Annotated in this window: 34 protein-coding genes; 1 reads left to right on the top strand and 33 read right to left on the bottom strand. The window is 32.2% G+C overall.

What is annotated here, in order from left to right; genetic code table 11:
• Positions 1-63: 63 nt before the first annotated feature.
• Together cwlD and BEN51_RS01395 are read right to left on the bottom strand one after the other, a co-directional pair.
• Positions 64-750, bottom strand: a complete 687-nt coding sequence (gene cwlD / locus BEN51_RS01400) for an N-acetylmuramoyl-L-alanine amidase CwlD (RefSeq protein ID WP_119864323.1) — start codon at positions 748-750, stop codon at positions 64-66.
• A gap of 96 nt (positions 751-846) precedes the next feature.
• A complete protein-coding gene (locus BEN51_RS01395; protein ID WP_119864322.1) occupies positions 847-1,509 on the bottom strand; it encodes an HAD family hydrolase in 663 nt (220 codons plus the stop codon).
• A gap of 355 nt (positions 1,510-1,864) precedes the next feature.
• Between BEN51_RS01395 and BEN51_RS01390 the strand changes: the two genes are divergently transcribed.
• Positions 1,865-2,926: an NAD(P)-dependent alcohol dehydrogenase gene (locus tag BEN51_RS01390; protein WP_119864321.1), complete on the top strand. Its 1,062-nt coding sequence runs from the start codon at positions 1,865-1,867 to the stop codon at positions 2,924-2,926.
• A 50-nt stretch (positions 2,927-2,976) separates the two neighbouring features.
• Here the strand turns inward: BEN51_RS01390 and rpsI are convergent, their stop codons facing one another.
• The 31 genes from rpsI to rpsC all read right to left on the bottom strand — a co-directional run bounded on the left by rpsI (position 2,977) and on the right by rpsC (position 19,675).
• The gene (rpsI, locus tag BEN51_RS01385; protein ID WP_119864320.1) at positions 2,977-3,369 is read right to left on the bottom strand and encodes a 30S ribosomal protein S9; all 393 of its coding nucleotides are present in this window, start codon (positions 3,367-3,369) and stop codon (positions 2,977-2,979) included.
• A gap of 28 nt (positions 3,370-3,397) precedes the next feature.
• Positions 3,398-3,832: a 50S ribosomal protein L13 gene (rplM, locus tag BEN51_RS01380; RefSeq protein WP_119864319.1), complete on the bottom strand. Its 435-nt coding sequence runs from the start codon at positions 3,830-3,832 to the stop codon at positions 3,398-3,400.
• 169 nt (positions 3,833-4,001) lie between these two features.
• A complete protein-coding gene (gene truA / locus BEN51_RS01375; RefSeq protein WP_119864318.1) occupies positions 4,002-4,736 on the bottom strand; it encodes a tRNA pseudouridine(38-40) synthase TruA in 735 nt (244 codons plus the stop codon).
• Positions 4,737-4,746: 10 nt separating this feature from the next.
• A complete protein-coding gene (locus tag BEN51_RS01370; RefSeq protein WP_119864317.1) occupies positions 4,747-5,550 on the bottom strand; it encodes an energy-coupling factor transporter transmembrane component T family protein in 804 nt (267 codons plus the stop codon).
• A gap of 5 nt (positions 5,551-5,555) precedes the next feature.
• Positions 5,556-6,422: an energy-coupling factor transporter ATPase gene (locus BEN51_RS01365; RefSeq protein ID WP_119864316.1), complete on the bottom strand. Its 867-nt coding sequence runs from the start codon at positions 6,420-6,422 to the stop codon at positions 5,556-5,558.
• The gene (locus BEN51_RS01360; protein WP_418219555.1) at positions 6,407-7,240 is read right to left on the bottom strand and encodes an energy-coupling factor transporter ATPase; all 834 of its coding nucleotides are present in this window, start codon (positions 7,238-7,240) and stop codon (positions 6,407-6,409) included. Before BEN51_RS01360 ends, BEN51_RS01365 begins: the two co-directional genes overlap by 16 nt.
• Before the next feature lie 230 nt (positions 7,241-7,470).
• The gene (rplQ, locus tag BEN51_RS01355; protein WP_119864314.1) at positions 7,471-7,812 is read right to left on the bottom strand and encodes a 50S ribosomal protein L17; all 342 of its coding nucleotides are present in this window, start codon (positions 7,810-7,812) and stop codon (positions 7,471-7,473) included.
• A gap of 14 nt (positions 7,813-7,826) precedes the next feature.
• Positions 7,827-8,774: a DNA-directed RNA polymerase subunit alpha gene (locus BEN51_RS01350; protein ID WP_119864313.1), complete on the bottom strand. Its 948-nt coding sequence runs from the start codon at positions 8,772-8,774 to the stop codon at positions 7,827-7,829.
• Between the two features lie 101 nt (positions 8,775-8,875).
• Positions 8,876-9,496, bottom strand: a complete 621-nt coding sequence (gene rpsD / locus BEN51_RS01345; RefSeq protein WP_119864312.1) for a 30S ribosomal protein S4 — start codon at positions 9,494-9,496, stop codon at positions 8,876-8,878.
• A 23-nt stretch (positions 9,497-9,519) separates the two neighbouring features.
• Positions 9,520-9,912, bottom strand: a complete 393-nt coding sequence (gene rpsK, locus BEN51_RS01340; RefSeq protein ID WP_119864311.1) for a 30S ribosomal protein S11 — start codon at positions 9,910-9,912, stop codon at positions 9,520-9,522.
• 15 nt (positions 9,913-9,927) lie between these two features.
• Complete coding sequence (gene rpsM, locus BEN51_RS01335; protein ID WP_119864310.1) at positions 9,928-10,293, bottom strand: 30S ribosomal protein S13; 366 nt, start codon at positions 10,291-10,293, stop codon at positions 9,928-9,930.
• Between the two features lie 240 nt (positions 10,294-10,533).
• Positions 10,534-10,647: a 50S ribosomal protein L36 gene (gene rpmJ, locus BEN51_RS01330; RefSeq protein WP_003373491.1), complete on the bottom strand. Its 114-nt coding sequence runs from the start codon at positions 10,645-10,647 to the stop codon at positions 10,534-10,536.
• Between the two features lie 45 nt (positions 10,648-10,692).
• Complete coding sequence (infA, locus tag BEN51_RS01325) at positions 10,693-10,911, bottom strand: translation initiation factor IF-1 (protein WP_119864309.1); 219 nt, start codon at positions 10,909-10,911, stop codon at positions 10,693-10,695.
• Between the two features lie 7 nt (positions 10,912-10,918).
• Positions 10,919-11,230, bottom strand: coding sequence for a KOW domain-containing RNA-binding protein (locus tag BEN51_RS01320; RefSeq protein ID WP_119864308.1), 312 nt, complete (start codon positions 11,228-11,230; stop codon positions 10,919-10,921).
• A 51-nt stretch (positions 11,231-11,281) separates the two neighbouring features.
• Positions 11,282-12,031 carry a type I methionyl aminopeptidase gene (gene map / locus BEN51_RS01315; RefSeq protein WP_119864307.1) on the bottom strand — a complete coding sequence of 250 codons (750 nt, stop codon included), beginning with the start codon at positions 12,029-12,031 and terminating at the stop codon, positions 11,282-11,284.
• On the bottom strand, positions 12,031-12,681 hold the full coding sequence (locus BEN51_RS01310) for an adenylate kinase (RefSeq protein ID WP_119864306.1): 651 nt from the start codon (positions 12,679-12,681) through the stop codon (positions 12,031-12,033). Before BEN51_RS01310 ends, map begins: the two co-directional genes overlap by 1 nt.
• A 22-nt stretch (positions 12,682-12,703) precedes the next feature.
• The gene (gene secY / locus BEN51_RS01305) at positions 12,704-13,978 is read right to left on the bottom strand and encodes a preprotein translocase subunit SecY (protein ID WP_119864305.1); all 1,275 of its coding nucleotides are present in this window, start codon (positions 13,976-13,978) and stop codon (positions 12,704-12,706) included.
• A gap of 1 nt (position 13,979) precedes the next feature.
• Positions 13,980-14,420, bottom strand: coding sequence for a 50S ribosomal protein L15 (gene rplO, locus BEN51_RS01300; protein ID WP_119864304.1), 441 nt, complete (start codon positions 14,418-14,420; stop codon positions 13,980-13,982).
• Positions 14,421-14,440: 20 nt separating this feature from the next.
• On the bottom strand, positions 14,441-14,620 hold the full coding sequence (gene rpmD, locus BEN51_RS01295) for a 50S ribosomal protein L30 (RefSeq protein ID WP_119864303.1): 180 nt from the start codon (positions 14,618-14,620) through the stop codon (positions 14,441-14,443).
• Positions 14,621-14,632: 12 nt separating this feature from the next.
• Positions 14,633-15,130 carry a 30S ribosomal protein S5 gene (gene rpsE / locus BEN51_RS01290; protein WP_119864302.1) on the bottom strand — a complete coding sequence of 166 codons (498 nt, stop codon included), beginning with the start codon at positions 15,128-15,130 and terminating at the stop codon, positions 14,633-14,635.
• Positions 15,131-15,149: 19 nt separating this feature from the next.
• Entirely contained in the window at positions 15,150-15,512 is a 363-nt protein-coding gene (rplR, locus tag BEN51_RS01285) for a 50S ribosomal protein L18 (protein ID WP_119864301.1), read from the bottom strand.
• A 20-nt stretch (positions 15,513-15,532) separates the two neighbouring features.
• Complete coding sequence (gene rplF / locus BEN51_RS01280) at positions 15,533-16,075, bottom strand: 50S ribosomal protein L6 (RefSeq protein ID WP_119864300.1); 543 nt, start codon at positions 16,073-16,075, stop codon at positions 15,533-15,535.
• A 63-nt stretch (positions 16,076-16,138) separates the two neighbouring features.
• The gene (gene rpsH / locus BEN51_RS01275) at positions 16,139-16,537 is read right to left on the bottom strand and encodes a 30S ribosomal protein S8 (protein ID WP_119864299.1); all 399 of its coding nucleotides are present in this window, start codon (positions 16,535-16,537) and stop codon (positions 16,139-16,141) included.
• A 29-nt stretch (positions 16,538-16,566) separates the two neighbouring features.
• Entirely contained in the window at positions 16,567-16,752 is a 186-nt protein-coding gene (locus tag BEN51_RS01270) for a type Z 30S ribosomal protein S14 (RefSeq protein ID WP_119864298.1), read from the bottom strand.
• 14 nt (positions 16,753-16,766) lie between these two features.
• A complete protein-coding gene (rplE, locus tag BEN51_RS01265) occupies positions 16,767-17,309 on the bottom strand; it encodes a 50S ribosomal protein L5 (RefSeq protein WP_119864297.1) in 543 nt (180 codons plus the stop codon).
• 23 nt (positions 17,310-17,332) lie between these two features.
• On the bottom strand, positions 17,333-17,647 hold the full coding sequence (gene rplX / locus BEN51_RS01260) for a 50S ribosomal protein L24 (protein ID WP_119864296.1): 315 nt from the start codon (positions 17,645-17,647) through the stop codon (positions 17,333-17,335).
• A 15-nt stretch (positions 17,648-17,662) separates the two neighbouring features.
• Positions 17,663-18,031, bottom strand: a complete 369-nt coding sequence (gene rplN / locus BEN51_RS01255) for a 50S ribosomal protein L14 (protein ID WP_119864295.1) — start codon at positions 18,029-18,031, stop codon at positions 17,663-17,665.
• A 28-nt stretch (positions 18,032-18,059) separates the two neighbouring features.
• On the bottom strand, positions 18,060-18,314 hold the full coding sequence (gene rpsQ, locus BEN51_RS01250) for a 30S ribosomal protein S17 (RefSeq protein ID WP_119864294.1): 255 nt from the start codon (positions 18,312-18,314) through the stop codon (positions 18,060-18,062).
• Positions 18,315-18,339: 25 nt separating this feature from the next.
• Positions 18,340-18,552 carry a 50S ribosomal protein L29 gene (gene rpmC / locus BEN51_RS01245; protein WP_119864293.1) on the bottom strand — a complete coding sequence of 71 codons (213 nt, stop codon included), beginning with the start codon at positions 18,550-18,552 and terminating at the stop codon, positions 18,340-18,342.
• Positions 18,552-18,986: a 50S ribosomal protein L16 gene (gene rplP, locus BEN51_RS01240; protein ID WP_119864292.1), complete on the bottom strand. Its 435-nt coding sequence runs from the start codon at positions 18,984-18,986 to the stop codon at positions 18,552-18,554. Before rplP ends, rpmC begins: the two co-directional genes overlap by 1 nt.
• A 17-nt stretch (positions 18,987-19,003) precedes the next feature.
• Complete coding sequence (gene rpsC / locus BEN51_RS01235) at positions 19,004-19,675, bottom strand: 30S ribosomal protein S3 (RefSeq protein ID WP_119864291.1); 672 nt, start codon at positions 19,673-19,675, stop codon at positions 19,004-19,006.
• Positions 19,676-19,679 lie beyond the last annotated feature (4 nt).

Below are 19,679 nucleotides of genomic sequence, written 5' to 3'. Positions count from 1 at the left end.
TTAAAGCTAATTAATCTTGTCTTTTTATTGTATTTCCTAGGAAATTATTTAGATTTTTATTTGCTATGCTTTTTTCTCAATTTCCTCAAAATATCTTTCTAATCCTAAGGAAATTCCATTTACTATTAAATTTTGATGTTCTTCTGTTTGAAGTTTCTTTTCCTCTTCAGGATTTGATAGAAATCCACATTCTATAAGAATTGAAGCTCCATCGTAATCATCTCTTAATATTAAGTAATCGTCTCCTGCTGGTTTTGACACTCTTTTATTATTATCTTTTATAGTTTCCTTTAGAGCTTCTTGTACAAAGTTAGCTAATAATTGACTTTTATCATTAGCTGCATACCAGACTTGGGCTCCATAGCATTTTGCTTGAGGAAACTTATTCTGATGAATGGAAATAAAAACATGACAATTTGTTTCTTTTTTCATTTCCCTTCTTCTTTTTAGATCTTCCCTCTTCTTTTCTCTTACTGTTTTTCCTTGAGAATATAAGCCTTCATCACTTTCTCTTGTTAAATATACCTTATAGCCTTCATTTTCTAAAGCATCCCTTAATTTTAAGCTTATTTGTAGGTTTATATCCTTTTCTAAAGGACCATTTTTAGTTGAAGCCCCTCCATCTATTCCTCCATGTCCTGGATCAATAAGTATTATTTTTCCTTCCTTTTCTACAGCATTTATTTTTACTGGAAAAATACAAAATAAAAATAATAAGGTTAACGATAATACAGTCTTTAACTTTTTCATTAGTTTTCCTCCATGATAATTATTTAAATAGCCTAAAATTATTATCTCCAGAAGAAGCTAATTTATTTATTTAAAATACAAAGCTTTATACTTACTTTAAATATAATCTTTAAATCCTGTAAAATCTCTTATAACCTTAGATACAGCCTTTATATCATTAAAATACTCTGGTTCTGATGTAGATGCTATAGCAATTATTTTTCCTATACCAGCTCTTTCTGCTGCTATTATTCCTGACTTAGCATCTTCAAATACTAAGCAGTCTTTTGGAGCCATATTTATTATTTCTGCAGCTTTTAAATATATATCTGGATTAGGTTTTCCTTTTATAGTTCCATCACTATAAACCACTCTTTCAAGATTAAACCATTTGTCCAAATTTAAATTTTCAAAGAAAAATTCTACATTTTTTCTTCCTGAAGCTGTGGCTATAGTAAAGGGAATATTGTTTTCCTTTAAATAATTTAATAATTCTTCAACTCCCTCTACAAGCTTAAAATTTTCCTTATCCTCTAGACATAATCTTCTATATATAACTTCCTTTTCCTCACCCATTTCATCTATTTCTTGTTCAGTTAATTTTTTACCTGAAAAATATTCTAATATATCTGAGTTATTTCTACCATGAACTCTTTCTTTAAACTCTTCGTCACTAACATCTCTTCCTATCATTTTTTTAATATACATTCTCCATGCCTTTTCCTGCTTATCAGAATCAAAAAGCATAGTTCCATTAAAATCAAAAATTACACCCTTCATAATAACCTCCCCTAAAATTATTGTGGTTTCTTTTGAACATAGTCATATTATAGCATATATCTATAAAAATCCCTTCTACATAGCTTAACCTTCATTATATAAATATTGTTAAATTATTGACTACATATTTATAAGAGATTTAATAATTGTTAAATTTTCATAAACTGTTGAAGATAGATTTAGTAAACGTTATAATAGTTATATAGCCTGTCCTAATTAATGCTAATATTATTATTGAAAATCTAGTATTTTATTAATGTATTTATTTTTATGCTTATTTCTTAATAATTATAGTTTATTTTTTAACAATATAATATTGTTATTTAAATAGAATTTTATATAGGGGTGAGTTTTTATGAAAGGTTTTGCAATGTTAGGAATAGGAAAGGTAGGCTGGGTTGAAAAGGATCGTCCTGTATGTGGTCCTTTAGATGCAATTGTTCGTCCTTTAGCCGTTTCTCCTTGTACTTCTGACATACACACAGTATGGGAAGGTGCTATAGGAGAGAGACATAATATGATACTAGGCCATGAAGCTGTAGGAGAAGTTGTGGAGGTAGGAAATTTAGTTAAAGACTTTAAAGCTGGAGATAGAGTTCTTATTGCAGCCATTACTCCTGATTGGTCTACTCTAGAAGCTCAAGCTGGTTATTCAATGCATTCAGGTGGAATGTTATCAGGATGGAAATTCTCTAATTTTAAAGACGGGGTTTTCGGTGAGTTCTTCCACGTAAATGATGCTGATGGAAACTTAGCCCACTTACCAGAAGGACTAGATTTAGAAAGTGCTGTTATGTTAGCAGATATGGTTCCTACAGGATTACATGGAGTAGAATTAGCAGATGTTCAATTTGGTGATACTGTATGTGTAATAGGTATCGGTCCCGTTGGACTAATGTCTGTTGCTGGAGCATCTATAAGAGGAGCTTCTGAAATATTTGCTGTTGGCTCTCGTCCAAATTGTGTAGAATTAGCTAAAGAATTTGGGGCTACAGCAATAATAAACTATAAAAATGGCGATATAGTTGAGCAAGTTATGAAATTAACTAACGGAAAAGGTGTAGATAGAGTTATTATAGCTGGTGGAGATGGAGAAACAACATTTGCACAAGCAATTAAAATGTTAAAACCTGGTGGGAGAATAGGTAATGTTAATTATCTAGGATCAGGAGATAATGTATTAATACCTAGAGCTGAATGGGGCTGTGGTATGGGACATAAGACTATTGCTGGAGGACTTATGCCTGGTGGAAGACTAAAAATGGAAAAACTTGCATCATTAGTTTTATCAAAGAGAATTCAACCATCTAAATTAATAACTCATAAATTCCATGGATTTGAACATATAGAAGAAGCTTTATTGCTTATGAAAGATAAGCCAAAGGATCTAATTAAACCTATAGTAATAATTGAATAAAATAAAAAACCCGCAAACATAAAGTTTGTGGGTTTTTTGAGTTCCAAATACTATCTCTTTGAGAATTGTGGAGCTCTTCTTGCTTTCTTAAGACCGTATTTCTTTCTTTCCTTCATTCTTGGGTCTCTAGTAACAAATCCAGCTTTCTTTAATTCTGGTTTTAAGCTTTCATCTGATTTAATTAATGCTCTTGTTATTCCGTGTCTGATAGCTCCAGCTTGACCTGTGAATCCACCACCGTGAACATTAACTAAAACATCAAATTTATCCTTAGTTCCTGTTAAAACTAATGGTTGGTTTACAATCATTCTTAATGTTTCTAAACCGAAATATTGATCTATTTCTCTATTGTTTATAACAACTCTACCACTTCCTGGTACTAGTCTAACTCTTGCAATTGATTTTTTTCTTCTTCCAGTTCCCATGTATTGAACTTTTGACATTTCTATTCCTCCTCCCGAGCGTGTATTATTAGTACTTTAATTCAAGTACTTCTGGTTTTTGAGCTTCGTGTCCGTGCTCAGCACCTCTATATACTTTTAATTTTTTAAGCATCTTTCTTCCTAATACGCCACTTGGAAGCATTCTTCTTACAGCTTCTTCGAAAGCGAATTCAGGCTTCTTAGCTAACACTTCTCTATATGGAGTTTCCTTTAATCCACCTGGATATAGACTGTGCTTTCTCATCATCTTTTGATCTAACTTATTACCAGTTAAAACAACTTGTTCTGCATTGATTACTATAACGAAATCTCCGCAATCAACATTTGGTGTAAATGTTGGCTTATTTTTTCCTCTTAAAATTGAAGCAACTTGGCTAGCAACTCTTCCTAGTGGTTTACCAGCAGCATCAACTACATACCATTTTCTTTCAACTTCTTGCGCTTTAGCAATGTATGATTTCATTGTTTTCCCTCCCTGAACTTACATTTGTGCTCTACTTTTCTTTAAGTACTGCTTTTATGTCAAGACCCGGGGCTAGTGGATCTTATATACATAAATTATTCTAACAAACATACATTATTATAATACACGCTTACGGGTGTGTCAATACTCTTTATAATTATTTTTTATGTTAATAATATACCTTTTCTAGGGTCAAACCTTTTGCTGGAACACAAATTCCAGCTTTTTGCCTATCTTTACTTTCTATAATATTTGTTATCTCTTCCGGCTTTATTTTATTATTTCCAACCATTAATAAGGTACCTACAATAATTCTAACCATATTATATAAGAAACCATCACCAGTTACATATATTTTTATTATTTCATTTTCTTCATCTATATGAAGATCTTTTATTGTTCTTATAGATGTTTTAACTGAACTTCCACTACTTTTAAAAGCTGAAAAATCGTAAGTTCCTATGAAGTATTTACAAGCTTCCTTCATGGAATTTATATTTAATTTTTTCTTTATATGATATAAATAATTTCTTCCTATTGCTGGGTAAATATCTCTGTTAATTATACTATAGGAATATGTTTTTCCTTTAGCATCATACCTTGAATGAAAGTTTATATCTACTTCCTCTGATTTTATAATAACAATATCTTCAGGCAATTTATGATTTATGGCTTCTCTAAACTTATCAGCAGGAATTGTACTATTTGTTTTAAAATTAGCTATAAAAGCCTTAGCATGAACTCCTGTATCAGTTCTAGAACTTCCTACTAATTCAATTTCTTCCTTTGTTAAAAGCTTTATAGCCTCTTCTAAGGTTCCTTGAATAGTTGCTCCATTTTTTTGTTTCTGCCATCCTAAATAATTTGTTCCATCATATTCTATTGTTAGTTTTATATTTCTCATTTTTTCACCTTTATAAATAGAATCTTACTAATAAAGCTCCTACAAATAAAATTGAAAATAAACCAAAAGAAAGTAAATCATTATTTGTAAATTTTAACTGCTTCATTCTAGTTCTTCCTGCTCCGCCCCTATAAGCTCTTGATTCCATTGCCATAGCAAGCTCATCTGCCCTTCTAAAGGAGCTTACAAATAGAGGAACTAAAAGTGGTATTAGACTTTTTGCCTTTTGCATTAATCCACCATTATCAAAATCTGCTCCTCTTGCCTTTTGAGCCATCATAATTTTATCTGTTTCGTCCATTAAAGTTGGTATAAATCTTAAGGCAATTGTCATCATCATAGCTAATTCATGAGCAATTTCTTTTCCTATTGGCTTAAGAAGCTTTTCTATTGCATCTGTTAACTCAATAGGGGATGTTGTAAGAGTTAAAACAGAAGTACTCATAATTAGGAAAATTAGCCTTAAAGCCATAAAGGCTGCTGTTAAAAGCCCTTCTTTATATACTTTTATAAAACCATATTCAAATATTAAATTATTTAGAGTTCCCTTAACCATAAAGATATTTAATACTGCAGTGAAAATTATTAGAAAAAGTACTGGTTTTATTCCCTTAGCTAAATATCTAACTGGGAGCTTTGCTGCCCATACTGTTAGAACTAAAAAGCCTATAATTAATATATATCCAACAAATTTATCTACTATAAATAAGGATATTATATATAGTATAGTTAAAAGTATTTTTGTCCTAGGGTCTAACTTATGAACAAAGGTTTCCCCAGGTATATATTGACCTATAGTTATATCTTTTATCAATTTTGTTACCCCCTAGATACATTGGATTTTAATAGCTTTAATAATTCTTCTTTAGCCTGCTCTATTGTATATACCTTTGTACTTACATCAAAACCCTTATTTCTTAGTTTTCTCATTAAATATGTTACTTGAGGTACTGCAAGGCCTATTTTTTCTAATTTTTCTACTTCTACAAATACTTCTGAAGGATTTCCTTGAAGAGCAACTTCTCCATTATTCATAACAATAACTCTTTCTGCTATATTAGCAACATCCTCCATACTATGACTTACTATTATGATTGTCATTTTATATTCATCATGAAGAATTTTAATTTGATTTAAAATATCATCTCTTCCCTTTGGATCTAATCCGGCAGTTGGTTCATCTAATATAAGTGTCTTTGGTTCCATAGCAATTACACCAGCAATTGCTACTCTTCTTTTTTGTCCCCCACTTAAGTCAAAAGGAGATTTGTCTTTATAAGTTTCATAGTCTAGACCTACCATATTCATGGCTCTTTTAACTCTTCTTGTTATCTCTTCATCCTCTAATCCTAAATTTCTAGGACCAAATTCTATATCTTTTTCTATTGTTTCTTCAAACAATTGATATTCTGGATATTGAAATACTAAACCTACTTTTTTTCTTATATCAGAAAGCTTAACATCTTTTTTTGTAATATCTATGCCATCTATTATTATTTTTCCAGATGTAGGACTTAATAATCCATTCATATGTTGTATCAATGTTGATTTTCCAGAACCTGTGTGTCCAATTAAAGCTACAAATTCTCCATCATTTATTTCTAGATTAACATTATTTAATGCCACTTTCTCAAAAGGTGATTTTGGCATATACACATGTACTAAATTTTCTATTTTAATTGACATAATACATTCACCATCTCATCTACATTTAAAATATTTGAATTTATATTTATACCTTCTTTTCTTAACTCATAACATAATTCTGTTACTTGAGGAACATCTAAACCAAGTTCTTTCATTTTCTTTACATTAGAAAAGACCTCTCTAGGTTTTCCTTCTAAGATTATTTTACCATTATCCATAACTATTAATCTATCTGCTTGAGCAGCTTCATCCATATAATGAGTAATTAATATAATTGTTATACCGTATTTCTCATTAACTTCTTTTATATAATTTAATACATCTTTTCTACCAGAAGGATCTAGCATAGCTGTTGGTTCATCTAGTATTATACAATCTGGCTGCATTGCTAATATTCCTGCAAGAGCTATTCTCTGTTTTTGACCTCCAGAAAGTAAATGAGGAGCATGCTTTCTATACTCATACATACCAACTTTCTTTAAACTATCATCGACTCTTTCTCTTATTTCTTTAGGATCTATTCCTAAATTTTCAGGTCCAAAAGCAACATCTTCTTCTACAATTGTAGCAACAAGCTGATTATCTGGATTTTGAAAAACCATACCTGCCTTTGCTCTAATTTCCCATAAACATTCTGAATTTGAAGTATCTAATCCATCGACTACTACTGTTCCTTCAGTTGGTAATAATAGAGCATTCATATGCTTTGCTATTGTTGATTTTCCAGACCCATTATGCCCTAAAATAGCAAGGAATTCTCCCTTTTCTACTTTAAAAGTAACACCATTTACAGCATATTTTTCTTCTTCATTTTCGTTAGCTCTATATTTATAAGACACATTGTTGCAGTTAATCATTGTTTCTTTCACATATATTCCTCCAATCTGCCACTATGCTTAAATATTATATCAAAATCTATACTGTATATACATTAAATATAAGAATATTATAATATACCTTGAAAGTATTACAATGGATTTTGGAAAATTTTATAGACTCTCATATAATATTTAACTATTTGTCCTCATAAATCTTAAATATATATATGTAAAAATGGGGACTAAGCTCGGCTTAATCCCCTAATATATTATACTAATTCAAGTATAACAACTTCAGCTCCGTCCCCTCTTCTTGGACCCATCTTTAAGATTCTAGTGTATCCACCATTTCTTTCAGCATATTTTGGAGCAATGTTGTCAAATAGGTTTGCAACTACTTCTTCTTCAGTAACAAAAGCTAAAACTTGTCTTCTAGCGTGTAGGTCACCTCTTTTTGCTAAAGTGATCATCTTTTCAGCTAGTTTTCTAGTTTCTTTAGCTCTAGTTTCTGTTGTTTCTATCTTACCATGTTTTAAAAGTCCAGTTACAAGGCTTCTTAACATAGCTTTTCTTTGGTCTGTAGAACGACCTAGTTTACGATAACCTGCCATGTGGATTTACCTCCTTACTCATCGTTTTGTCTTAAACTTAAGTTTAGCTCCCTAAGCTTTCTTTCGACTTCCTCTAAAGATTTCTTTCCTAGATTTCTTACCTTCATCATATCATCCATTGATTTTGAGGCAAGTTCTTGAACTGTATTAATTCCTGCTCTCTTTAGACAGTTATAAGATCTAACAGATAAATCTAATTCTTCTACAGTCATTTCTAGTACTTTTTCTTTCTTATCTTCTTCTTTTTCTATCATAATTTCTACATCATTAGTACTATCTCCTAATGACATAAATAGTTTTAAATGTTCTATAAGAATTTTTGCTGATAAGCTTATAGCTTCATCAATTTTTATAGTTCCGTTAGTCCAAATTTCTAAAGTTAATTTATCGTAGTCAGTAATTTGACCAACTCTTGTATTTTCAACAGTAAAATTAACTCTTTTAACTGGTGTATATATTGAATCTACTGCTATTGATGATATTGGAAGATCTTCACTCTTATTTTTACTTTGAGTTACATATCCTCTTCCTTTATTAACAGTTATCTCCATATATAACTTACCGTCTTCATCTAACGTAGCGATGTGAAGATCTTTATTTATTACCTCTACATCTCCATCAGTTTTTATATCAGCACCTGTAATTTCACCAGGTCCTTTAGCATCTATATAAATAGTTTTTGGACCTTCACCATTCATAGTTAATGCTAAAGATTTTATGTTAAGAATTATTTCTGTTACATCTTCCTTAACTCCATGTACAGTTGAAAACTCATGTAATACTCCGTCAATCTTAACAGATGTTGGAGCAACTCCTGGAAGTGATGATAAAAGTATTCTTCTTAGAGCATTTCCAAGAGTTATACCGTATCCTCTTTCTAGTGGTTCAATAACATACTTACCATAAGTACCATTTTCATTTACTTCTGTACACTCTATAACTGGCTTTTCTATTTCTAACATGCACAAACCCTCCTTATATATTAAATGGCAACTTTACTCTGAGGGCAACGCTTAAATATTTATATCGTAAGAAAAATCTTAACAATATAAATACTAAACTATTACTTGCTGTATAATTCGACAATTAGAGTTTCGTTGATTGGGCTATCAATATCTTCTCTTGATGGCTCAGCAACTACTTTTCCTGTATAATTTTCAGCATTAGCTTCTAACCATTTTGGTAATGTCTTAGGATTTTCAATAAATGTCTTGAACTTTTCTGATCCTCTGCTCTTTTCAGCTACTGTTATTACATCATTAACAGAAACTTGATATGATGGGATATTAACTCTCTTACCATTTACTAAGAAATGTCCGTGGTTTACTAATTGTCTAGCTTCTGGTCTTGAAGCACCATAACCTAGTCTGTAAACTACGTTATCTAATCTCATTTCTAGTAATTTTAGTAAGTTTTCACCTGTGATTCCTCTCATGTGATCAGCCTTTTCATAGTAAGTTCTGAATTGGCCTTCTAATATTCCGTATATTCTTCTTGCTTTTTGTTTTTCTCTTAATTGTACTCCGTAGTTAGATAATTTCTTTCTAGCTGCTCCGTGTTGTCCTGGTGCATAACTTCTTCTAACGAAAGCACATTTATCTGTATAACATCTATCCCCTTTTAGGAATAGTTTCATACCTTCTCTTCTACATAATCTACATGTAGCTCCAGTATATCTTGCCATTAATTACACCTCCTATATGAATACTAGACTCTTCTTCTCTTTGGTGGTCTACATCCGTTATGTGGGATTGGAGTAACATCTTTAATTAAAGTTACTTCTAATCCTGCTGCTTGTAAAGATCTGATTGCTGCTTCTCTTCCAGCTCCTGGTCCCTTTACATAAACTTCTATACTCTTTAATCCATGTTCCATAGCTGCTTTAGCTGCAGTTTCTGCTGCCATTTGTGCTGCATAAGGAGTACTCTTTCTTGACCCTCTGAAGCCTAAAGCTCCTGCGCTTGACCATGATAAAGCATTTCCTCTTGCATCAGTTAAAGTAACTATTGAGTTATTAAATGTTGAAGAAATATGTGCTGCGCCATGCTCAACATTCTTTCTTTCTTTTCTTCTTCTAGTTTTCTTAACTTTCTGAGCCATTGAATTCCCTCCTAACTATTTCTTCTTATTTGCTATAGTTTTCTTTGGACCTTTTCTTGTTCTAGCGTTAGTCTTAGTCTTTTGACCTCTAACTGGAAGACCTTTTCTGTGTCTTATTCCTCTATAAGATCCGATTTCTATTAATCTCTTAATATTTAATGCTACTTCTCTTCTTAAGTCGCCTTCAATTGTTAATGTTTTTACATATTCTCTAATCTTTGTTACTTCGTCTTCAGTAAGATCCTTAACTCTTGTGTCAGGATTTATACCTGTTGCTGCTAATATCTTATGTGAAGTAGAAAGTCCTATTCCATATATATATGTTAGACCTATTTCAATTCTTTTTTCCTTTGGTAGGTCTACGCCTGAAATTCTTGCCATTAAAACTTACACCTCCTGGTATTGAAATCAAAACAATTTTTATTAATATTGTTTATTAATTGATTTTGTGTATTTTTATATAATAAAAACTAGGTCAGTAGAGTTTTGCTCTACTGTCAGCCGCACCTAATATTTATTTATCATTAAATAAATGCCTATATAATCATATTTGACTTTAAGTTAAAAGTCAATAAAATTCATATAGGAATATAATACTTTTTTGCCTATACTTTTATTGTATTAGCCTTGTTTTTGCTTGTGCTTAGGATTTTCACAGATAACCATTACTCTTCCTTTTCTCTTTATAACTTTGCACTTTTCGCAAATAGGCTTAACTGATGGTCTTACTTTCATCGCTAACCCTCCTTGTAAAACTTTGTAGCGTTTAGTATTAATTTTTTATTTTTCTCTCCATGTAATTCTACCTCTTGTTAAGTCATATGGAGAAAGTTCTATTGTAACCTTATCCCCTGGAAGAATTCTTATGAAGTTCATTCTTAATTTTCCTGATATATGTGCTAGAATCTTATGCCCGCTTTCAAGTTCTACTTGGAACATAGCATTTGGCAATGCTTCTAGTACTGTACCCTGCATTTCTATTACATCATCTTTTGACATAAGGTAATCAACCCTCCTTAACAATGCCTTTAAGTTTTAGAAATCTTTTTATTTTTAAATCAGTACCTCTATCTTTTGATATGATAGATTCTTTAATCTCATCATCTACATTATTTAAAACTCTTAAGTGTTTTAAACTCTTACGTTTAGGCATCTGAACTGTTTTTGTATTCCCATTGCTTAGAAGAACATACTTATCATTTAACACATCTATTACTACATATAAATGATCTTTGTCTCTTCCTGCTTTTGAAAGAACTACTTTTCCAATCAAGTCATTGTTTTGCAAATTTTTCACCTCAATGATTACCTTAGTCATAAATCTACAAGCCACCTTGTGGTATCATGTTAATTTATAACTAAGCAACACTTACTCAATCAGTGTTAATATTTCTGGTCCATCTGGTAAAATTACAATAGTGTTCTCGTAATGTGCAGATAAACTGCCATCACTAGTTACTACAGTCCAGTTATCATTTAATGTTCTAACTTTATAGCTACCTACGTTAACCATAGGCTCAATGGCCAAAGCCATTCCTTCTACTAATTTAGGACCTTTACCTGGCCTACCGTAATTTGGTATATCTGGATCCTCATGCAAAGATCTTCCTATACCGTGTCCCACGAATTCTCTTACTACTGAGAAACCTGCAGCCTCTACGTAGTTTTGTATTTCATGTGATATATCAGTAAGTCTATTGCCCACCTTAGCATTTTCAATGCCTTTAAAGAAACTTTCTTTGGTTACTTTAATTAACTTACTAGCTTCCTCTGTTATATTGCCCACTGCAAAGGTTCTTGCAGCATCTCCATGAAAGCCATTAAGAAACGCACCACAATCTACACTAACTATATCTCCATCTTTTAATACATATTTTCCTGGGATTCCATGAACAACTTGCTCATTAACAGATATACATAATGAAGCTGGAAAGCCGTATAAGCCCTTAAATGAAGGTCTAGCTCCATGCTTAGTTATAAATTCTTCTGCAATTCTATCTAATTCAGCAGTAGTTATTCCTGGCCTTACTTTTTCTTCAATTAATAATAATGTTTCGGCTACTATTCTTCCAGCCAACCTCATTAGCTCAATTTCTTTGTTATTTTTAAGAAAAATCATTATTCAAAATCTCCTAATAAGGCACAAATACCTTCAAAAACTTCATTAATAGCCTTTGTTCCATCTACAACTGAAAGTAAGTTCTTTTCTTTATAAAAATCAATTAGTGGTTGTGTTTGTTTCTTATACACATCTAATCTTTCAGATACTGTTTCCTCTGAATCATCTTTTCTTTGGATGATATCACTTCCACAAACATCACATTTATCTCCATGGATAGGTGGATTATACTTTATGTGATAACTAGCTCCACATGATGGACATACTCTTCTTCCTGTCATTCTTTCTAAAATAAACTCTGTTGGCACTTCAATCAGTAATGCAGTATCAAGATTTTTATCTCTTTCTAATAAAAATTCTTGAAGAGCTTCTGCTTGAATTACAGTTCTAGGAAATCCATCTAATAAGAACCCACTTTTACAATCATCTTCTTGAAGTCTATCCTTAACCATGTTAATTGTAACTTCATCAGGTACCAATTGACCTTTATCGATGTATTTCTTAGCTTCAATTCCTAAAGGAGTATTTTCTGAAATATTCTTTCTAAAAATATCTCCAGTTGAAATATGAGGTATTGAGTATCTATTACTAATTGATTTTGCCTGTGTTCCTTTCCCTGCTCCAGGAGGACCTAATAATACTATCTTCACGGGCATCATCTCCATTATTAAACTATTTTAAGAATCCTTGATAATGTCTCATAATTAATTGTGAGTCTAATTGTCTTGAAAAATCAAGTCCAACTCCTACCATAATTAGTAATGATGTACCACCAAATTGAATTCCTTGTAAATTTGTATTTGATATTAATATAGGTAGTACTGCTAAAACAGCTGCAAATACTCCACCTATTATTGATACTTTTGTAAGTAGTTTTTCGAAATATTTTTCAGTTGCATTTCCTGGTCTAATACCAGGTACAAAACCTGCTGATTTATGTAAATTTTCTGCCATTTCATCAGGTTTCATTGTAATTTGTGTATAGAACCAAGTAAAGAATATTGTCAATAGAGCATATACAACCGCATATATCCATGTTCCTCTATTGAATAAACTATATTTACTTGTTGTTAAACTAGTCAATACTTTGCTATTTGGGAAGAATTGAGCTAGTGTAGCAGGGAACATCATAACTGAGGATGAAAATATTATAGCTATAACTGCAGACCCTATTATACTTAAAGGTATATGGGTACTTTGAGCTCTCATAACTTTATTTCCAACAGCTTTTCCCGCATATTGCACTGGAATTCTTCTTTCTGCTAATGAGAAGAATACAGATGCTACTAACATTAATAACACAAATAACACAAACAACAATATTTCTACAATAGTGATTTTTCCTATATTTTTTAATGTATATAATGACATTAAAGTCACCGGTAACTGAGACACAATATTTACGAATATTAATATTGATGTTCCATTTCCAAATCCTTTAGCTGTTATTTGATCTCCTAACCACATTGAGAAAGTTGATCCCGCAACTAATGATACTAATACAACAATTATTTGACTAAAGCTACTTTCTTGTATAGCTCCTTTTGAAGCTACTAAGTTATAAATTCCGAAAGCTAAAATAAAACCAATAAATATAGATAATATTCTTGTTATTGCTTGAATTTTCTTTCTTCCTTCTTGACCTTCCTTAGATAATTGTTCCAAAGATGGTACTGCTATAGTCAATAGTTGCACTATTATCGATGCATTAATATAAGGTGTTACGCCTAGAGCCAATATACTAAATTGACTAAAAGCACCTCCTGATATTAAATCATAAAATCCAAATAAAGTTCCGCTTTGTGCTAAACTTTCTAAGACTTCTTTGCTAATTCCAGGAACAGGAATATGTGTTCCTATCCTGAAAATTGCAATTAAAAATATAGTCCATAGGAATTTTTTCTTTAATTCGGGAACCTTCCAGGCATTACGTAGGGTTGATAGCATACTAAACCACCTCTACTTTTCCTCCAGCTGCTTCGATCTTTTCTGCAGCTGATTTTGAGAACTTGCATCCTTTAACAGTTAAGCTTTTCTCTAAAGTACCATTTCCTAAAATTTTAACTCCGTCCTTAACCTTGCTTATTACTCTCTTTTCAAGTAAAAGTTCAGGTGTAACTACAGTTCCGTTTTCAAATATATTTAATCTATCAACATTTATGCTAACAATTTCTTTAGCAAATATGTTAGTGAATCCTCTCTTAGGAAGTCTTCTGTATAGTGGCATTTGACCACCTTCAAAACCAGGTCTTACACCGCCGCCTGATCTAGCATTTTGACCCTTTTCACCTTTACCAGCGTTTCTACCTAAACCTGAACCAGTACCTCTACCAACTCTTTTAGGAGCTTTTTTACTTCCAGCTGCTGGTCTTAATTCATGAAGTTTCATTACTCAAGCACCTCCTCTTATTAAACTTCTTCTACTTTCAATAAATAGCTAACTTTATTTATCATTCCTCTGATTTGAGGAGTATCTTCATGTTCTACTGTCTTACCAATTTTATTTAGTCCAAGGGCTTGTGCAGTAGCAATTTGGTCTTTTTTTCTTCCGATTAAGCTCTTTACTAGAGTAACTTTAATTTTTGCCATTGCTTTCCCCTCCTAACCTAATATTTCTTCTACAGTTTTGCCTCTTAATCTAGCTATATCTTCAGCTGTTCTTAAGTTTGCTAAACCGTTAATAGTAGCATTTACCATATTTTTAGGATTGTTTGAACCTAAAGACTTAGCTCTAACATCCTTTAATCCTGCTAATTCTAATACAGTTCTAGCTGGACCTCCAGCGATAACTCCTGTACCTTCTTTAGCTGGCATTATAAGAACTTTACCAGTTCCAAATTTTCCATATATTGAATGAGGAACAGTACCATCAACTATTGCAACACTTACTAAATGTTTTTTAGCGTCTTCTATTCCTTTTCTAATTGCTTCTGGGATTTCTATTGACTTTCCGCTTCCAACGCCTACGTGTCCGTTTTCGTCACCTACAACAACTAGTACGCTGAATCTGAAGTTTCTACCACCCTTAACAACCTTAGTTACTCTGTTTATACTTACAACCTTTTCCTTAAGGTCTAGTGTGCTAGGATCGATTCTCATTTATTTCCCTCCTTGTTTATTAGAATTTTAAGCCTGCTTCTCTTGCAGCTTCTGCTAAAGCTTGAATTCTTCCGTGATATACATAACCGCCTCTATCGAATACCACTTCTGTAATTCCATTTTCTAATGCTTTCTTAGCTATTAATTCTCCAACTAATTTAGCAGCTTCTTTATTTCCACCAACTTTTAAGTTTAATGACTTATCTAAAGATGAAGCTGCAACTAAAGTTACTGCTTTAACATCATCTATAATTTGAGCATATATATTCTTTTCACTTCTATATACTGAAAGTCTTGGTCTTTCAGCAGTACCAAATACTTTTTTACGTACTCTTAGGTGACGTTTTGCTCTTTTAGTGTTCTTGTCTACCTTCTTGAACATAGAGGTTTCACTCCTTTCTATTATTTCTTACCAGTTTTTCCTTCTTTACGTCTGATAACTTCATTTTCGAACTTAATTCCCTTGCCCTTATATGGTTCAGGTTTTCTCCATGATCTTATATCAGCCACAACATCTCCAACAAGTTCTTTGTCTATACCTTTAACAACAACTTTTGTTGCTGAAGGAGTTTCAAATGTTACTCCATCAACTGGTTCAATTTCTACTGGATGTGAAAATCCTAAGTTCATTACAAGCTTCTTTCCTTGTAATTGAGCTCTATAACCAACACCAACTAATTCTAGTGTTTTTTCAAATCCTTTTTCAACGCCGATTATCATGTTATTGATTAATGTTCTAGTTAAACCGTGAAGAGCCTTGTGTTCTTTGTTATCACTAGGTCTAGTTACAACAACTTGATTGTCTTCAACTGCTATATTCATATCTTTGTGCATAGCTTTAACAAGTTGACCTTTAGGTCCTTTAGCTGTAACAACATTATCTGCTGAAACTTCTACTGTTACTCCTGCAGGTATAGCTATAGGTAATCTACCTATTCTTGACATAATCGCACCTCCTGTTTTACTTGTTCTGTTATATGTTAATAAAGTCAATTTTCTTATTTAAAATTACCAAACGTAGCAGATAACTTCTCCGCCTAAGCCAACTTTTCTTGCTTCTCTATCAACTAATAATCCTTTTGATGTTGATATAATTGCAATTCCTAATCCGTTTAGCACCTTTGGAATTTCGTCTTTCTTGCAGTAAATTCTAAGACCTGGCTTAGATATTCTCTTAATTCCAGTAATTACTCTTTCTTTATCTGCTCCATATTTAAGAGTTATTCTTAGCATTGGAACTACTCCGTCGCTATATTCCTCTAATTCTTTAATATATCCTTCTTGTAATAATATTTCAGCTATTGCTTTCTTAATATTTGATGAAGGAACTTCTACTACTTCATGTCTAGCAGCATTTGCGTTTCTAACACGTGTTAGCAAATCTGCGATAGGATCTGTCATAACCATTTAATGTGCCTCCTTTCACTACATTAGTTTTACCAACTTGCTTTCTTGCAACCAGGAATTTCACCCTTATAAGCAAGTTCTCTAAAACAAATACGGCATACACCATATTTTCTTAATACTGCATGTGGTCTTCCACATATTCTGCATCTTGTATAAGCTCTTGTTTTATATTTTGGTTCCTTTTTCCATTTTTCAATAATAGCCTTACGTGCCACAGTTTTCCCTCCTTTTATTGAGCGAATGGCATTCCAAGGAATCTTAATAATTCTCTTGCTTCTTCGTCAGTGTTTGCACTTGTAACGAAGATAATATCCATTCCTCTAACCTTATCGATTTTATCGTATTCAATTTCTGGGAATATTAATTGTTCTTTAACTCCTATTGAATAGTTTCCTCTTCCATCGAAAGATTTACTTGAAACTCCTCTAAAGTCTCTTACTCTTGGTAGAGCTATTGTCATAAATTTATCTGCAAATTCATACATTTTTGTCTTTCTTAATGTAACTTTACATCCTATTGCCATATTTTCTCTTAACTTAAAGTTTGCAACTGATTTCTTTGCTCTTGTTAAGATTGGCTTTTGTCCTGCAATTATAGTTAAATCATTAACTGCAGCTTCTAGGAATTTTTGATTGTCCTTAGCTTCACCAACTCCCATGTTGATAACTATTTTTTCAAGCTTTGGAACTTCCATTATATTTTTATATCCGAACTTTTCAATCATAGCTGGAACTACTTCTTTTTCATACTTTTCTTGAAGTCTTGTTGTCATTATTTAGTACCTCCTTTCAGATTTTAGAATGTTTCTCCACACTTTTTACAAACTCTAACTTTTGTACCGTCATCTAAAATTTTATTGCTAATTCTTGTAGCATTTTTACATTTTGTGCAGTATAACATTACTTTTGAGCTGAATATAGCTCCTTCTCTTTCTATTATTCCGCCTTCAACATTAGCTCTATTTGGCTTTTGATGTTTCTTTATTATATTAACTCCTTGAACAATAACTTTGCCTGTTTTAGGATATACCTTTAAAACTTCTCCAGTTTTTCCTTTATCTTTTCCAGAAATCACCACTACCGTATCGTTCTTTCTAACATGTACCTTCAAGTAAGACACCTCCTCTTATAGAACTTCTGGCGCTAATGATAAAATTTTGTAAAATTCATTATCTCTTAGCTCCCTAGCAACTGGTCCGAAAATACGAGTTCCTCTTGGTTGCTTATCTTCTTTTATAATAACAGCTGCATTTTCATCAAACTTTATGTATGAACCATCAGCTCTTCTTAATCCTCTAACTGATCTAACTATAACAGCTTTTACAACGTCACCTTTTTTAACAACTCCGCCTGGTGTTGCACTTTTAACGCTAGCAACTATTACATCTCCAATGTTACCGAACTTTCTATTTGATCCACCTAAAACTCTTATGCACATAATTTCTTTAGCACCTGAGTTATCAGCTACCTTTAATAAGGATTGTTGTTGTATCATTGAATTACCCTCCTTTCAGTTTTAAAGCTTATTTAGCTCTTTCAACTATTTCAACAAGTCTCCATCTCTTATCTTTAGATAATGGTCTAGTTTCCATAATTAATACTTTATCGTTTATTTTAGCTTCATTGTTTTCATCATGAGCCTTAAACTTAGTTGTTCTGTTAACAATCTTTCCATATAGTGGATGTTTAACCTTTGTTTCAACGGCAACAACTATTGTTTTATCCATTTTATCTGAAACAACTTTACCTATTCTCTTTTTCCTTAATCCTCTTTCCATATTAAGGGTTACCTCCTTTCAGCTTCTACTGTTCGAAAGCCCTGATCTCTTCTTCTCTTATGATGGTTTTGATTTGGGCTATAGATTTCTTTACTTCTTTAATTCTCATAGGATTTTCTAATTGACCTGTAGCTAATTGGAATCTTAAGTTGAATAATTCAGCTTTAAGGTCATTTAATTTAACCTTTAAATCTTGAGGATTACTTGCTCTTAACTCTTTTAATTCTCTAGCCTTCATTATTCTTCACCACCCATTTCCTCAAAATCTCTTCTTGTTACGAATTTAGTCTTAACAGGAAGCTTATGTGATGCAAGTCTCATTGCTTCTCTTGCAACTTCTTCATTAACCCCTGATAACTCAAACAAAACTCTACCAGGTTTAACTACTGCTACCCAGTATTCTGGATTACCTTTACCAGAACCCATTCTTGTTCCAGCAGCTTTTTGAGTTACTGGCTTATCTGGGAAAATCTTTATCCAAAGTTTTCCTCCTCTTCTAATATATCTATTTATAGCAATTCTGGCAGATTCTATTTGATTACTTCTTATCCAACCACATTCCATTGCTTGAATACCAAAATCTCCGTATGCTAGGAAGTTACCTCTAGTAGCTTTTCCTTTCATTCTACCACGTTGAACCTTACGACGCTTAACTCTTTTAGGCATTAACATGACTAAGTCCTCCTTTCTTATGCGTTAATTTCTTCCTTTTCTTCAACTTTTTTAGTTGGAAGAACTTCTCCATTATATATCCAAACTTTAACACCGATTTTTCCATAAGTTGTATCAGCTTCAGCAAATCCATAATCTATATCTGCTCTTAAAGTTTGTAGTGGAATTGTTCCTTCATGATATGATTCAGTTCTTGCCATTTCAGCTCCACCTAATCTACCTGAACAAGATGTTTTAATACCTTGAGCTCCAAGTTTCATAGCTCTTTGAATGCTTTGCTTCATAGCTCTTCTGAATGATATTCTCTTTTCAAGTTGTGCAGCTATATTTTCTGCTACTAATTGAGCATTTGTTTCTACATTTTTAACTTCTACTATGTTGATTAGTATGTTTTTATTATCAGAAACTATTTTAGCTAATTTAGCTTTTAATGTTTCTATTCCTGCTCCACCTTTTCCAATGATAACTCCTGGTTTAGCAGTATATATATTTATCTTAACTCTCTTAGCTGCTCTTTCTATTTCTACTTTTGAAATACCAGCTGAGTAAAGTTCCTTCTTAATGAATTCTCTTATTTTGTTATCTTCGATTAGGTTATCTGCAAAGTTTTTCTTATCAGCATACCATTTTGCATCCCAATCTTTGATAACTCCTACTCTAAGTCCATGAGGATGTACTTTTTGACCCATTTAT

This window comes from Clostridium isatidis, from assembly GCF_002285495.1.
GTDB classification, from domain to species: domain Bacteria; phylum Bacillota; class Clostridia; order Clostridiales; family Clostridiaceae; genus Clostridium; species Clostridium isatidis.
The sequence above is the reverse complement of the archived record's forward strand: the minus strand, read 5'-3'. Positions and strand labels throughout refer to the sequence as shown.